We start from the raw sequence: 13,180 nt of genomic DNA on the forward strand, positions 1-13,180 counted from the left end.
ACGATCAGGACCTTGACCTTGCTCACTCTGCTGCAGTCGGGGGGCGAGTGGACGGCCACCGACCTCGCAACCGAGGTGCTCCAGCAGCCCGGCGCCGTGGTCGCGGCGGCAACGGTCGGCGTGATCGCCGACGCGGTGGCAGAGGGGCCCAGACTTCGGTTCCGCTACGTCGACCAGCACGGCCGACCGTCCACCCGCCTGGTCGAGCCGTACCGCCACTTCCTGCGCGCCGGCCACTGGTACCTCGTGGCGTTCGATCTCGACCGGGACGACTGGCGCACCTTCCGTCTCGACCGGCTCACTGACCTCTCCCCAGTGGCGGGTACCTATCAGCCCCACGAATTCCCTGATGCGTCCATCGAACACTGGCTGACCACTGACTTCGGCCGCGCCACTGCAGGCCCCTCCCGCTCTTCCGACAGGCCTGCTCGGTGACGAGAAGCCGCCCGACACGCCTGATTTCCCAAAGGGTTGGCGACCACGGTTGCGTTGCGGAGTTGTCGCCTCCGGCGTCCCCTGCCCCAGCCGCCGTCTGGAACTCCCGCTGCTCAGCCGAGCCGAAACGCTCAATCAGCCTGGCGGGCGACCGACCATGAAACCGCATCAGGCCGGGCCTGCCGTTCCCGCGTACGGGCGACTTCGTGGGTGTGGCCGTCAGCGTTCAGGTTGTGTACAGGTTCGAGCTGGGAGGGTCGGACGGCGTGTGACCTCACGCCGCGGGTGACGTCGCGTACGCCGCCCACGCCGAACCCCCACCCGGAGAGACGGAATTGGACAAGCCAGAAATCCTCACCGACCTGGATGTCGCCGGCACCAACAAGTACGTGATGAAGAAGCTGCCAGAGGTGACCCTGGCCTTCTGGATCATGAAGATCGCCGCGACCACGCTTGGCGAGACAGCCGGTGACCTCTTCGCGCAGACCCTCAAGCTCGGCTACTTCCTCACCACGATCGCCCTGTTCGTGGTCTTCGTGGTCACGCTGGTCGTACAGCTCCGGTCCAAGCGCTACAACCCCTTCTTCTACTGGACCGTCATCCTGTCGACCAGCATGGCCGGTACGACGATGTCCGACTTCATGAACCGGGACGCGAGCGGCAAGTACCTCACCGGCGGAGCCACTTCGCTGGGCTGGGGGCCGCAGGGCCTGGGGATGGGATACCCGACCGGTGCCGCGATCCTGATCTCGCTGCTGATCGCCATCTTCATCGCCTGGAAGTGCACCGGGCTGACGTTTTCCATCCGCGATATCGTCACTTTCCGGGCGGAGGCCCTCTTCTGGTCGGCGATCCTCGTGTCGAACACACTGGGCACGTCAATGGGTGACTTCCTGTCCGACAGCTCCGGACTCGGGTACGCGGGTGGTGCACTGCTGGTCGCAGGCGTGCTCGCAGTCCTCGTCGGCCTCATGCGGGTGCCTGCCGTGCCGAACGTGCTGCTGTTCTGGGTGGCCTTCGTGCTCACCCGCCCCCTCGGGGCCACGGCCGGCGACTTCCTCACCAAGCCGCTCGCCAAGGGCGGTCTCGACCTCGGCACAGCGGGCTCGTCGGCCGTCCTCCTCGCCATCCTGATCGGCCTCATGGGCTACGCCCACGTACAGGAGCGCAGGAACACCGCGCCACGGGACGAGGTCCTGACGGAGGTTTCCTGAGAACCGCCTGGTCACCAGGGCTCGCCTTTGGTGATGCCTGACACGCATGTGGTGTGCGGGGCCGGGGAGGTCGGCCTCGCACACCACAAACGTGACAGCCATCAGTCCTTGAAGGCGTCCTTGGACTTTTCCTTGGCGCTGCGCAGATCACCCTTGGATTCCTTGGACGAACCTTCGGCCTCCATCCGTTCATTTCCCACGGCGCGACCGACCGCCTTCTCTGCCTTTCCGGCGGCCTGCTCGGTCTTGGCCTTGGCCTTTTCTTCGGCGCTCATAGCGAATCCCTTCGTCGGTTCTTTGCGGGAGCGGATGGTTGAGGAGGAGGCGGGGAACCCCGGGGGCCGGCCCCGCATTGTTCAGTTGGCGAGCTGAAGTGACGACGCCGTGGGCGAGGCGTAGGCCACCTCTGCCAGATCGGCGTCGAGTTGCCCAGCCGCGAAGGTCAGGGCCGCTTCGACGTTCCGGGTGCCGGTGGAGACGCAGAGCGTGTAGCAGGTGTCGTCGAAGTGCCGCTGCGTCTCCGCGGAGCTTCGCTCCGAGAGCCGGGCGTGCAGCTTCTCGTACTGCTTCACAAGGTCTCGTAATATCGCCGAATGGGGCGTCAGCAACGTATTTCCTCTTTTCGTGGGCTCGACATCGAATAGCCCCTCACCGGTATGGGGTGAGTGCATCGATCGTCACCAGCGATACCAGCGGCCTCGCTTGCCACCGGCTCCTGCCGAGCGCAGGACGAAGCCCAGCAGCCACACGGCAAGCACCAACACGGCCGCGACCCACAACGCCTTGAGCGCGAATCCCGCACCGAAGAGAAGCAGTGCGAGAAGAAGAACGAGAAGCAGGGGGACCATAGTTATCAACCTCCGCACCACCGTGTGCCCGCGCCCTCCCTTGCCATACCTTTCAATTCAGGTGTTTCTTATGCGAGGGGCGGGGCATCCGTAACGGCTTGTTCTGTGTCGGATGTGCCGGCGTGCTGCGCCTCACGGGCCGAACAGGACGTCGCGCCGACGCGCCGTCAGCCCCTAGATACCGTCCACCTGCCTGCGCCGCTCCACCACGTCGTCCAGCCGGTGACGTGCGCGGACGGCGCGCGCCCGGTCGGCGGTGGAGGCGTCGGTGACATCGAGGAACAGCTGGTCGAGTTGTGGCCAGCGGGCGCGGAGTTCCGCCTTCGTCCGCATCAGGGCCTCTTCGACCTGTTCGCTGTCGAGGCCGGCCACCAGGTCGATACGCGCCGCCAGCATCACCGAATCCGGGCCGAGTTGCATCGTCATGGCTGCCGTGACGGTATCGATCTCGGGCTGGTCGTCCAGGAATGTGATGACCTGCTGCTGCAATTCGGGAGCGGCTGCCTCGCCGATCAATTGTGCCCGGGCGCTCTTGCCGAGCATGAAGGCGACATAGACCAAAAGGGCGCCGATCAGCAGGGCGGCCCATGCCTCGTAGGCACCGTTGCCGGTGGTCATGTGGAGTGCCATGCCCAGGAGGGCGAGCAGGACTCCGAGGCATGCGGTGCTGTCCTCGGCCAGGACGGTGCGCAGGGTGGGGTCCTGGGTGTTTCTGATCTCGCCGAGCGTGCTGCGGTGGTGGGATTTGGCTTGTGCGCGCACCTGGGACAGGGCCCTTATCAGTGACGTCCCCTCGGCGAGCATCGCGAGGGCCAGGACGATGAGGCCGATGAGATATCCCTCGCGGGATTCCGACTCTCCGGCGTGGAAGGCCTCGATGCCCTGGAAGAAGGAGAAACAGCCCCCGGTAACGAAAATTCCGACGGCCGCGAGCAGGGACCAGAAGAACCGTTCCTTGCCGTATCCGAAAGGGTGCAGATGATCCGCGGGACGCTCGCTGCGCTTCAGAGCGGCCAGCAGGAAGAGCTCATTGAGGCTGTCCGCGACCGAATGCGCCGCTTCGGACAGCAGAGCGGGCGATCCGGCCAGCGCTCCCCCGATTGCTTTGGCCACCGCGATCCCGACGTTGGCCGCGAGGGCGACCCACACCGTCTTCCTGGTCTCCCCGTCGCGGTCACCGGGCGCCGCCCCTGACGGTTCCCGTCCGGACCTCGGCCCTGACGGCTCTCGTCCGGGCGTCGCCTCTGACGGGTCCCGTCCCGAGTCCTCGCTCATCGCCGACCTCTCCCTCCGGGCCGGAACGACCTCCCCCAGACGGATGCCCCTCGATACGGGCGACATTCCTCGGTGGCATCCCACCGCAGCCGTACGGTCCCGGCCGGCGAGCCGTATTCGTCAGGCAGGACGCGGCCGGGCCGGGCCGGGGCAGAGGACAGGACAGGGCCAGACTGGCCATCCGGCAGCCGGATTCCGCTGCCGTCCTTACGTCCGGCGGGGTGGTGCACCGGGACGCGACCGCGCGCCTGTGTCCGTCACCGGACGGCGGCCGGGGACAGTGCCCTCGTGAAAGCCGGTCGAGTGGAAACGGAAGAGACTCATGGCTGAATTCCTGACCGACGTCGAAACCCTGAGGGAGCGAGCCCGTCGCGAGATCGAGAAGGGGCCGGTCACCGATGCCTACGGCGCTGACCTGGAGCGTGTCCTGCAGGTGCTGAACGAGGCGCTGGCGACGGAAATCGTGTGCACGCTGCGGTACAAGCGGCACTACTACACGGCGTCCGGGCTCTATTCGGAGCCGGTCGCGGCCGAGTTCCTGGAACACGCCGCGGAGGAGCAGCAGCACGCCGACAAGGTGGCGCAGCGCATCGTCCAGCTCGGCGGGAAGCCCGACTTCAATCCGGACACCCTGACGCGGCGGGCGCACGCGGGGTACGACGCCAGCACCGACCTGATCGAGATGATCAAGGAAGACCTGGTCGCCGAACGGGTGGCGATCGCCTCCTACACGGAGATTGCGAAGTGGCTCGGCGACGGCGATCCGACCACCCGGCGCGTGTTCGAGGAGCTCCTTGCTCAGGAGGAGGAGCACGCCGATGACCTGCGGGGTCTGTTGGAGCGGATCCCGCAGGAGAGGAAGGGCTGACGGGCACGGAGCGGGGCCGCTGATGGCCCGGCCGGCCCTTGGAGGCGACGGAGCCGGGCGGGCCGCAGCCGATTCCGGTGCGTTGTGGTCGGTGTCCAGCGCGCGCCCGTCGCCAGCGTTCAGCCGTTCCAGCTGAGCACGAGGACGGCCAGGTCGTCCGTGTGCCGTCCGGCGTCGAGGGACCGGGCGGTGCCGGTGAGATGGTCGATCAGTGCCGGCGGCGGCAGATGCCGGCCGTCCTCGATGATGCGGAGCAAACCATCCGTGCCCAGGCGTTGGCTGCTGTCGGTGGTGTGGCCTTCGACGAGCCCGTCGGTGTGCATGAGCAGAGCGGCGCGCGGCGGCAGGGTGCAGTGGGTGGGGTGCCAGGAGCCCTCCCCCGGGAGCATGCCCAGGGCGATGCCGTGCCGGGCCTCGACGGGCCGGGCGGCCTCGACGGGCGGGATCAGCAACGGTTCGTCGTGGCCGGCGAGGGTCACCGTGGCCCGGTGGTGGATGGGGTCGAGGGTGAGGATGGCGCAGGTCGCGAACATCACCGGGGAGCTGCGTTCGGCGACCAGCACCTGTTGCATGAGCCCCAGCAGCTCGGTGTCGCGGTGTCCTCCGAGGGTGAGGGAGCGCCAGGTGATGCGCAGACAGACGCCGAGCGCCACGGCATCCGGACCGTGTCCGCTGACGTCCCCTATGACGGCGTGCAGCAGACCGTCCGGGGTCTGGACGATGTCCAGGAAGTCGCCGCCGAGCAGGGCGTTCTTGCGGCCGGGCAGGTAGCAGGTGCTGGCGAGCACGTCCGTGGAGCGCAGGAGTGGGGCGGGCAGCAGGCCGCGCTCCAGACGGGCGTTCTCCTGGGCGCGCAGTTCGTTCTCCCGCAGCCGGGCGGTGGCGCGTGCGGTGTGCTTGCGGTGCAGGGCATAGCGGATGGCGCGTTCGAGGAGCTCGGGGGTGACGCGGCCCTTGGGCAGGTAGTCCTGGGCGCCGGCGGCCACGGCTTCGAGGCCTGCGCGGGTCTCGTCGAGGCCGGTGAGGACGATGACGGCCGCGTCGGGGCACAGGCTCTGCATGCTCTGGACCGCGCTGGTCCCCGAGGCGTCCGGCAGATGAAGGTCGAGCAGTACGCAGTCGGGGGTCCGCCCGGAGAGGTAGGTGCGTGCCTCGCCCAAGGTCTGCACCCAGGTGAGGCTGACGGACAGTTCGGTGTCGTTGAGGTACTCCTCGACGAGCAGGGCATCGCCGGCGTCGTCCTCGACCAGCAGGAGGACACTGGATCCGTCCGCGGTCTGCGTCGGGATGGCGGGGAGCGGCCCGGCGGAGGGTGTGGTCATGAGGCGGTCGCTTCTCCCTGGAGGGCGGGCTCGGTGGTCGTCGGAGCCGGGATCACGGGGGCGTGGTCGGCCAGGGTGAAGGTGATGCGGGTGCCGGGAGCGTGGTCGTGGTCGACGGCGATGGTGCCGCCGTGGTACTCGACGACCTTCTTGCACAGGGCCAGGCCGATGCCCGTACCGGGGTAGCTCTCCCGGGTGTGGAGCCGCTGGAAGATGACGAAGATCTTCTCGCTGTAGGCGGGGTCGATGCCGATGCCGTTGTCGTCCACCGAGAACTGCCAGTACCCGTCCGTCCGGTGAGCCGAGAGATGGACGGACGGGGGCTTGTCGGGAGAGCGGAACTTGAGGGCGTTGCTCAGGAGGTTCTGCAGCAGCATCCCGAGCTGCGTGGTGTCACCGGGGACCGTGGGCAACGGATCGTGGGTGACGGTGGCGGCCGACTCCTCGATGGCGATGCTGAGGGACTCCAGCACCTGGCCGAGGAGCGCCTCCAGATCGACGTCCGTGTGCTCGGCGTGTACCCGCCCGACGCGGGAGAAGGCGAGCAGGTCGTTGATGAGCGCCTGCATGCGATTGGCACCGTCCACCGCGAAGGCGATGTACTGCTGTGCCCGGTCGTCGAGTTGTGCGGCGTTGCGGCGCTCTAGCAGCTGGCAGAAGCTGGCCACCTTGCGCAGGGGTTCCTGCAGGTCGTGCGAGGCGACGTAGGCGAACTGTTCCAGTTCGTTGTTGGAGCGCTGCAGCTCGGTGGCCTGCGCGTCCAGCTGCGCCCGGGCCTCGTCACGGAAGGCCAGCTCGTCCACGAGGCGTTGCCGCATACCGTCGATGTCGGAGGCGAGGGCGCGCAGATCGGCCGGTCCGCTCCCCTGCACAGGCCGTCGGAAGTCGCCCCGCGCCACGGCGCGGACATCCGCGGACAGCTTGCCCAGCGGGTCGGTCACGGCGCGCCGGAGGCCGATCACGGCGAGTACGAGCAGCACGAATCCCACCGCGGCGAGAGCCGAGAAGATGCCGTTCTGGAGTGCCCCCACGTCGTGAAGTTCGGCCCGGGCCTGGGCCCGCTCGTGCTCCAGATGACGCTGCTGGGAGCCGAGTGCGGCACGCACGGCGTCGAAGGTGCGCAGGCCCGCGCCAGTGCGCTGGGCGGCGAGGCGGACGGGGCTGCCGCTCGGTGCGGCGGCGACGGGCCGGGCGACCTGCTTTTGCCAGGCCTCGGTCCGGTCCAGCACGCGCGCCAGGTCCTGCGCGCCCGGCCCGTCGTGCCCGAGGAGTACACGCAGTCGGCCGGCCGCGGCCTTCTCGTGGGAGAGCCCGTCGTGGTAAGGCTGCAGGAACTCCCGCCGGCCGGTCAGCCCGTATCCGCGGATGCCGGTCTCCTGGTTGATCAGCGCGTTCTCCAGGCTGCCCGCGGCGATCAGAGCGGGGCTGGAGCGCTCGACGAGGCGGTCGGTGGCGTCCGCGGCGCGCGCATGGACCCACACACCACTGCCGCCGAGGACCAGCAGCAGCACCGTCGCCACCGCCACGCTGACGTTCAGCGCCCGGCGCGTGGTCCACGGCATTCCCGCGCGGGGTCGCCGCCGCGGCGGATCGGCGGCGGCCGGGGCGGCGGGCTCGTCGGCTCCTTCGGGGCCTACGCCGTGCGGGAGTTGCTGACTCATCACGCCTGCTCTCTGCTCTACCGCCTCGGAGGAGGCGAAGGTGTGTAGGCACAAGCAGCCATAGAGTACAGAGGGTTGACAACAGTGGTTGTCGAGACCGCAGGAGCCGCCGTAGGGTCGCGCCATGGCCCGCGAGCAGCCCCCCGCCCCGCTTGAACCCGAACGGATGACAGAGCTCGCCGAAAGAGCAGTCCACCAGCTCGCGGACGAACTGGCCAGACACGGCTTTCCCCCCGCACCCGCAACGGAGCACGAGGACGGGACGACGGAGCCGGGGCCGGCCGCGGACGGCAATCCCGCCCTGGCCCGGCTGCACGCCCTCGCCTACCTGGACCGTGCCGTCGCCCGCTGCGCCCGGCAACTGGCGCGGGAGGCCGCCGGGAACGGCGCCAACTACCCTCAGCTCGGGCAGGCATGGGGCATCAGCCGGCAGGGAGCCCGGCGCCGTTGGCCCGGTCTGGTCTTCGTCTCCCGCCCTGTTTCACGTCCCCTACCCACCCCCGATCACGGGAGCGCCACCATGAACGCGTTGACGACCGACCGCCCTTACCGCGTCCTGCTCGTGGAGGACGACCCCGCCGACGCGATGCTCATCGAAGACGCCCTCATCGCACGGGACATGACCCGTTCCCTCAACCAGGCCGTCGACGGGGTGGCCGCGCTGGAGTACCTGCGCGATCCGGCCAACGAACGCCCCGATCTGATCGTCCTTGACCTCAACATGCCGCGCATGAACGGCAGGGAGCTTCTCGCCGCCCTCAAGGACGACTCCGACCTCTGCAGCATCCCCGCCGTCGTACTGACCACCTCCGCCGCGCCCGACGACATCGAGGACGCCTACCGGCAGCACGCCAATGCCTATGTGACCAAGCCCGTCAACCTCGACGACTTCGTCCGCGCCGTGCACAGCATCGACGCCTTCTTCCTCGACACCGCCGCGAAGATCACCCGGTCCTGAAGCACGGGAGGGCCGTCCGTGGTGCCCCGCCGGTGGGCCCCTCGCCGAGCCGGGGCTTCGTGCGGGCGGCCGTCCTTGCGGGGGCCTCGTACACGCTGCCTCCTTGTCGGGGTGCTGATGCGGGCGGCTTCCTTGCCGGGCCCTGCCCCGGGAATCAGAGCCGGCGGATCCGGGCGGCGAGAAAGTGTCCGATGAGGACGTAGACCACGGCCGGCAGCCCGAAGTTCAGTACGGTCCGCAACCAGGCCGTGTCCATGGTGAACAGGTCGTGCGACCAGCCTGCCAGCCAGAGCGATGCCTCGTGCACGGCGCTGACCAGGTCATTGGCCCGGTTGGCGTCGAGCAGGGCGAAGAGTATCCACAGCCCCAGAATCAGCGCGGTGCAGTCCGCGATGATGACGATGGCTTTCGCAGCTCCGTTGTTGCTGTCATGCGTGCGTCTGGACATGACACACAGGTTGCCGCTTTCCGGCGGCCGAAACCCGTCCCCTCCGTCCGGGACGGTATTCCGGCTCCGGCGTCCGCCCGGCGTCTCGTTCCACATACGCCTCAGGTCGCACCCCGGCTCAGTCTCCGGGTGCGGGTGGAGGGCGGTATTCCGGCTGCTGATCTCCTTCGCCACCTACACCGCGGGATCGACGCCTGACAAAGTGGCCGGTGGCCGTCACATACGCGACGGCCACCGGCCCTCCGGCAGGCCGGCCCGAAGCGGGCCGGTACCGGACATCAATGAGGACGTGTAGGAAACAAAGGCGCGGTCAGTGGCCCGGGCGGCTCCCGTGCTGCCGGGCACACCGGCCCCGGCGGCGAGGATCTCCGCTTGCTGTGACCGTCCGGGCGAGCAGAGTCAGGGTGCCGTCGATTCCGAAGTCGCCTCCTGGAGAGGTCCGTTGGGTCATGAGAGTGCCTGGCGCATGGTTCATGAGAGTGCCTCGCGCAGTGCGGTCCAGCAGAGCAAGGCGCATTTGATCCGCGCGGGGTGGTGTGACACATCGCGGAACGCCGCGGCGTCTCCCAGATGGGACGGCCAGGCGCCGGACTCCGATGCGCGTTCCCGCAACAGTGCGGCGATCTCCGTGTGCAGCTCCTCGGCCTCCCGGGCGGTACGGCCGATGACCAGATCGGTCATCACCGATACGGACGCTTGGCTGATCGAGCAGCCCTGGACCTGGTACGAGACGTCCTCGATGGCCGCCTGTTCCCCTTCTCCCTTCCGGCGTACGCGCAGGGTCAGCTCGTCCCCGCAGGTGGGGTTGAACCGCTGGACCTCGGCGTCGTACGGCTCCCGGAGTCCGCTGTGGTGCGGGGCCCGGTAGTGGGCAAGGATGATCTCCTGGTGTTCTGCCGTCAGGCGCACGCCACGGTCCCCCCGCTCCGCTCCGGCCCCGGCGCCGTGGCACCGAAGAGCGCTTGTGCCTCCAGGATTCCCGAGGTCAGCGGTTCGATGTCCGCGAGCTCGTTGTAGAGATAGAAGCTGGCGCGCACGCTGGCCGGCACGCCCAGCCGGCGGTGGAGGGGCCAGGCGCAGTGGTGCCCGACCCGGACCGCCACCCCGTGCGCGTCCAGGACCTGACTGACATCGTGCGGATGCACCCCGTCGACAACGAAGGACACCGCGCTGCCACGGGCGGCGGTCGTGGTGGGACCGAGGACCCGTACGCCGTCGAGCGCGGACAGGGCGCCGAGCGCGGCCTCGGTCAGCAGCCGCTCATGAGCGGTGATGCGCTCCATGCCGACGGAGGTCAGATAGCGTACGGCCGCGGCCAGTCCGACCGCCTGGGACACCATGGGCACCCCGGCCTCGAACCGCTGGGGCGGCGCGGCGAAGGTCGACTCCGTCATCCTGACGACCTCGATCATCGAACCGCCGGTGAGAAAGGGCGGCATGACCTCCAGCAGCTCGCGCCGTCCGTAGAGGACACCCACCCCGGAGGGGCCGAGCATCTTGTGGCCGCTGAAGACCGCGAAGTCCACTCCGTAGGCGTGGAAATCGACCTCGGCGTGCGGAACCGACTGGCAGGCGTCCAGCAGGGTGAGCGCGCCGACCTCGGCGGCTCTGGCAACGATCTGCCGGACCGGGTTGATCGTGCCGAGCACATTGGACTGGTGGGCGAAGGCCACCAGCCGGGTGCGCGGCGTGATCACCTCGTCGAGGCGGGAGAGATCGAGGCGCCCTTCGTCGGTCACACCGAGCCAGCGCAGGGTGGCGCCGGTGCGCCGGCACAGCTCCTGCCAGGGCACCAGGTTGGCGTGGTGTTCCATCTCGGTCACCACGATCTCGTCGCCGGGGCCGAGGCGGAAGCGCGCGGCCGCGTCGCCGGAGGTGGCGGCGTTGCTCAGGGCGTAGGCGACGAGGTTGATGCCTTCGGTGGCGTTCTTGGTGAAGACCACTTCTCCGGGATGTACGCCGATGAAGGCCGCGATCTGTCCACGGGCCTGTTCGTAGGCCTCGGTTGCCTCTTCGGCGAGCTGGTGCGCTCCGCGGTGCACCGCCGCGTTCGACGTCTCGGCGAAGGTCCGTTCGGCGTCGAGGACCTGTACGGGCTTCTGGGACGTCGCACCGGAATCCAGATAGACGAGACGCTCTCCGCCGCCCACCGTGCGGTGCAGGATCGGGAAGTCGGCGCGGATCTGCCGGGGGTCCAGGGTGCGGGTCATGGCGGTCATATGGACGCGCCGGTGGTGGGGCCGGAGGCGAGGTCGGTGAGCACCTTGTGGGTGGTCTGCAGGCACAGGCCCCGGGCGCACACGGTCACGGAGTCGCTGTCCGCCTCGTCCGCGTGGTCGAGGAACTTGGGGTTGAAGCTCTCGATGCGCTTGGTACGGACGCCCTCGGCGTAGTCCTCGGGCGAGGTCCAGCAGAGGTCCTTGTACGAAGCGGTCTGCTCCGGGATGACCGTGGGGTCGTGGAGTTCCAGGATCGCTCCGAACATCAGCAGCGGTTCATACAGCGGTTCCGGGCTCTCGGGGTCCTCGGTGGGCCGGTCGGCGACATAGCTGAAGCCGGCCCCGACCATGGAGAACCGGCAGGTGCCCAGGGGCTTCTCGCGGGAGGCCGCCTCCATGGCGCCCTCGCAGCCGAGCTTGCGGGCGAGCAGATCTCCCGCCAGGAACGAGAGTGCCGAGGACGGGTCGGGGACCACGCCGCGCGCGGCGGACTCGGGTAACCGGACCACGGTCCTCAGATCGTCGGCCCGCAGCTCCGTCAGATGGACGGGCACGAGGTCGGTGGCCGAGGCGGCGATGCTGTCGAAGTAACATCGCGCGAATTCCAGTGGCAGCATGCTGGTGGGCGTGCTGATGACATTGGGGTGGGTCGGGTTACTGTCCGCCCGACGCGTACCTGTCAATACACTTCGGCCATTCTTGGTGTTCGCCATAACCGTCATCTGAAACACCGGCTGCCAGAGGGTTCCGGGCGCCAGGCATTCCGTCAGGGTTGCCGGTCCACGTGACCGAAATCCGGTCAACTTTCCGTCGAGTTCAGACTCCGCATAGAACTTTGCCATGGGATTTCCTCTTGTTGACGGCATGTTACGTGCAGGAGGAATCTATGACCAGTCAGGGCGCCGGTCAACGATCGCTTTAAGACAGCCAGGGCAGGTCAGAGGCGCAGCCCAGGGCAGCGGTCGCGTCGTTGGTCTGGCCTGATCACACATGCTCCGATATCGCCGGTGTTAAAGTCCGCAGAAGTTCCGGGGCACAACGGCGATACGAATGAGAGAACGGACATACGGCATGGACGGTAACCTTCGGGAAGTATTCGACTTCATTTCTTTCACCGCCCGGCTACGGGAAGTTGAGCGGCATAACAATGCCACGCCCAGCCGCAAGGAAAGCGTGGCTGAACACTCATGGCATCTGGCGCTCATCAGCTGGATCCTGCACCGCGAGTTCGAGCGGGAAAGCGGCCGGTCGCTCGACCTGGAAAAGATGCTCAAGATGTGCCTGATGCACGACCTCGTGGAAATCGAGGCGGGCGACCCGTCAGCCTGGAGCACCCGGAACGGCGATGACAAGGCCCGGGTGGAGGAGGAGGTCGCCCAACGCCGCTTCGCACCACTGCCCGACGGGCTCGGCACCGAGTTCCTGAGCCTGTGGCACGAGTACGAGGAAGGGGTCACGCCCGAAGCCCGCATCGTACGAGGGGTGGACCGGCTCAACCCGGCACTCATGCGCCTTCTGACCGGCCAGGGTTGGCAGGACGTGGGCGCGGACGCGGAGGCCCTGGACCGGCTCCAACTGCCGCGCGTCCAAGTGAGCGAAACCCTCACCGCCCTCTATCAGGAGGTCAGGGACGCGGCAGTGAGCCAAGACCTGTTCACGCCCGCGCCCTGACGCCGGCGCCCCGCCTACAGCGGGCGGGGCCCGGCTTCGGCCCTCCTCACGACTACCGACCGACGACCGCCGACCGCCTCGTAGAGCTCCCGGCAACGGCTCCCCGGTCGGCACCCATGGCCCGCATCGCCCCACTCCACGGAATTCGCCGCACCGCAGCAACCGCCGCGAAACCACCACCCCGGCGATACTCAGACCATGACCATCCGGCAGCTGAGTACGACAACGGATATCCGCGGGCAATGCGCTCCATAGCATCCG

The 13,180-nt window shown here is 68.3% G+C and carries 15 protein-coding genes; 5 read left to right on the plus strand and 10 right to left on the minus strand.

The window, feature by feature from the left end; all coding sequences use genetic code 11:
* Positions 1 to 12: 12 nt before the first annotated feature.
* Both BKA18_RS01240 and BKA18_RS01245 read left to right on the plus strand, forming a co-directional pair.
* A complete protein-coding gene (locus BKA18_RS01240; protein ID WP_366043717.1) occupies positions 13 to 435 on the plus strand; it encodes a helix-turn-helix transcriptional regulator in 423 nt (140 codons plus the stop codon).
* A 335-nt stretch (positions 436 to 770) separates the two neighbouring features.
* A complete protein-coding gene (locus BKA18_RS01245) occupies positions 771 to 1,649 on the plus strand; it encodes a COG4705 family protein (protein ID WP_366043718.1) in 879 nt (292 codons plus the stop codon).
* A gap of 101 nt (positions 1,650 to 1,750) precedes the next feature.
* Here BKA18_RS01245 and BKA18_RS01250 read toward each other — a convergent pair whose 3' ends face one another.
* The 4 genes from BKA18_RS01250 to BKA18_RS01265 all read right to left on the minus strand — a co-directional run bounded on the left by BKA18_RS01250 (position 1,751) and on the right by BKA18_RS01265 (position 3,772).
* Entirely contained in the window at positions 1,751 to 1,924 is a 174-nt protein-coding gene (locus BKA18_RS01250; RefSeq protein WP_235445040.1) for a CsbD family protein, read from the minus strand.
* 81 nt (positions 1,925 to 2,005) lie between these two features.
* Positions 2,006 to 2,257 (minus strand): DUF5133 domain-containing protein, encoded by a 252-nt coding sequence (locus BKA18_RS01255; RefSeq protein WP_366043719.1) that lies wholly within the window; start codon positions 2,255 to 2,257, stop codon positions 2,006 to 2,008.
* Positions 2,258 to 2,326: 69 nt separating this feature from the next.
* Positions 2,327 to 2,497: a hydrophobic protein gene (locus BKA18_RS01260; protein ID WP_366043720.1), complete on the minus strand. Its 171-nt coding sequence runs from the start codon at positions 2,495 to 2,497 to the stop codon at positions 2,327 to 2,329.
* Between the two features lie 174 nt (positions 2,498 to 2,671).
* Entirely contained in the window at positions 2,672 to 3,772 is a 1,101-nt protein-coding gene (locus BKA18_RS01265) for a cation diffusion facilitator family transporter (protein WP_366043721.1), read from the minus strand.
* Between the two features lie 322 nt (positions 3,773 to 4,094).
* Here BKA18_RS01265 and BKA18_RS01270 point away from each other — a divergent pair, with 322 nt between their 5' ends.
* Positions 4,095 to 4,640, plus strand: coding sequence for a ferritin-like domain-containing protein (locus BKA18_RS01270; protein ID WP_366043722.1), 546 nt, complete (start codon positions 4,095 to 4,097; stop codon positions 4,638 to 4,640).
* 119 nt (positions 4,641 to 4,759) lie between these two features.
* Here BKA18_RS01270 and BKA18_RS01275 read toward each other — a convergent pair whose 3' ends face one another.
* Together BKA18_RS01275 and BKA18_RS01280 are read right to left on the minus strand one after the other, a co-directional pair.
* A complete protein-coding gene (locus tag BKA18_RS01275; RefSeq protein WP_366043723.1) occupies positions 4,760 to 5,962 on the minus strand; it encodes a PP2C family protein-serine/threonine phosphatase in 1,203 nt (400 codons plus the stop codon).
* Positions 5,959 to 7,524: a sensor histidine kinase gene (locus BKA18_RS01280; protein WP_366043889.1), complete on the minus strand. Its 1,566-nt coding sequence runs from the start codon at positions 7,522 to 7,524 to the stop codon at positions 5,959 to 5,961. The genes BKA18_RS01275 and BKA18_RS01280 overlap by 4 nt, the downstream gene beginning before the upstream one ends.
* Positions 7,525 to 7,747: 223 nt before the next feature.
* Here BKA18_RS01280 and BKA18_RS01285 point away from each other — a divergent pair, with 223 nt between their 5' ends.
* Positions 7,748 to 8,581, plus strand: a complete 834-nt coding sequence (locus BKA18_RS01285; RefSeq protein ID WP_366043724.1) for a response regulator — start codon at positions 7,748 to 7,750, stop codon at positions 8,579 to 8,581.
* Between the two features lie 154 nt (positions 8,582 to 8,735).
* Here BKA18_RS01285 and BKA18_RS01290 read toward each other — a convergent pair whose 3' ends face one another.
* The 4 genes from BKA18_RS01290 to BKA18_RS01305 form a co-directional block, all read right to left on the minus strand.
* Positions 8,736 to 9,029: a hypothetical protein gene (locus BKA18_RS01290; protein WP_366043725.1), complete on the minus strand. Its 294-nt coding sequence runs from the start codon at positions 9,027 to 9,029 to the stop codon at positions 8,736 to 8,738.
* Between the two features lie 471 nt (positions 9,030 to 9,500).
* A complete protein-coding gene (gene sufU / locus BKA18_RS01295) occupies positions 9,501 to 9,938 on the minus strand; it encodes a Fe-S cluster assembly sulfur transfer protein SufU (protein WP_006607044.1) in 438 nt (145 codons plus the stop codon).
* Complete coding sequence (locus tag BKA18_RS01300; RefSeq protein ID WP_006607043.1) at positions 9,929 to 11,239, minus strand: cysteine desulfurase; 1,311 nt, start codon at positions 11,237 to 11,239, stop codon at positions 9,929 to 9,931. The genes sufU and BKA18_RS01300 overlap by 10 nt, the downstream gene beginning before the upstream one ends.
* A 5-nt stretch (positions 11,240 to 11,244) precedes the next feature.
* Positions 11,245 to 11,865, minus strand: coding sequence for a hypothetical protein (locus tag BKA18_RS01305; protein WP_366043726.1), 621 nt, complete (start codon positions 11,863 to 11,865; stop codon positions 11,245 to 11,247).
* Between the two features lie 454 nt (positions 11,866 to 12,319).
* Between BKA18_RS01305 and BKA18_RS01310 the strand changes: the two genes are divergently transcribed.
* On the plus strand, positions 12,320 to 12,919 hold the full coding sequence (locus BKA18_RS01310; RefSeq protein WP_366043727.1) for an HD domain-containing protein: 600 nt from the start codon (positions 12,320 to 12,322) through the stop codon (positions 12,917 to 12,919).
* The last annotated feature ends 261 nt before the right edge of the window (positions 12,920 to 13,180 follow it).

The sequence above is a fragment of the Streptomyces auratus genome, assembly GCF_050433025.1.
Lineage (GTDB): Bacteria > Actinomycetota > Actinomycetes > Streptomycetales > Streptomycetaceae > Streptomyces > Streptomyces sioyaensis.

What these genes read in the sequence shown, in the direction of transcription:
- BKA18_RS01260 (WP_366043720.1), bottom strand. Translation starts at nt 2,497, where the DNA reads ATGGTCCCCCTGCTTCTCGTTCTTCTTCTCGCACTGCTTCTCTTCGGT.
- BKA18_RS01300 (WP_006607043.1), bottom strand. Translation starts at nt 11,239, where the DNA reads ATGACCCGCACCCTGGACCCCCGGCAGATCCGCGCCGACTTCCCGATC.
- BKA18_RS01265 (WP_366043721.1), bottom strand. Translation starts at nt 3,772, where the DNA reads ATGAGCGAGGACTCGGGACGGGACCCGTCAGAGGCGACGCCCGGACGA.
- BKA18_RS01280 (WP_366043889.1), bottom strand. Translation starts at nt 7,524, where the DNA reads ATGCCGTGGACCACGCGCCGGGCGCTGAACGTCAGCGTGGCGGTGGCG.
- BKA18_RS01290 (WP_366043725.1), bottom strand. Translation starts at nt 9,029, where the DNA reads ATGTCCAGACGCACGCATGACAGCAACAACGGAGCTGCGAAAGCCATC.
- BKA18_RS01250 (WP_235445040.1), bottom strand. Translation starts at nt 1,924, where the DNA reads ATGAGCGCCGAAGAAAAGGCCAAGGCCAAGACCGAGCAGGCCGCCGGA.
- BKA18_RS01275 (WP_366043723.1), bottom strand. Translation starts at nt 5,962, where the DNA reads ATGACCACACCCTCCGCCGGGCCGCTCCCCGCCATCCCGACGCAGACC.
- BKA18_RS01305 (WP_366043726.1), bottom strand. Translation starts at nt 11,865, where the DNA reads ATGCTGCCACTGGAATTCGCGCGATGTTACTTCGACAGCATCGCCGCC.
- BKA18_RS01310 (WP_366043727.1), top strand. Translation starts at nt 12,320, where the DNA reads ATGGACGGTAACCTTCGGGAAGTATTCGACTTCATTTCTTTCACCGCC.
- BKA18_RS01270 (WP_366043722.1), top strand. Translation starts at nt 4,095, where the DNA reads ATGGCTGAATTCCTGACCGACGTCGAAACCCTGAGGGAGCGAGCCCGT.
- BKA18_RS01285 (WP_366043724.1), top strand. Translation starts at nt 7,748, where the DNA reads ATGGCCCGCGAGCAGCCCCCCGCCCCGCTTGAACCCGAACGGATGACA.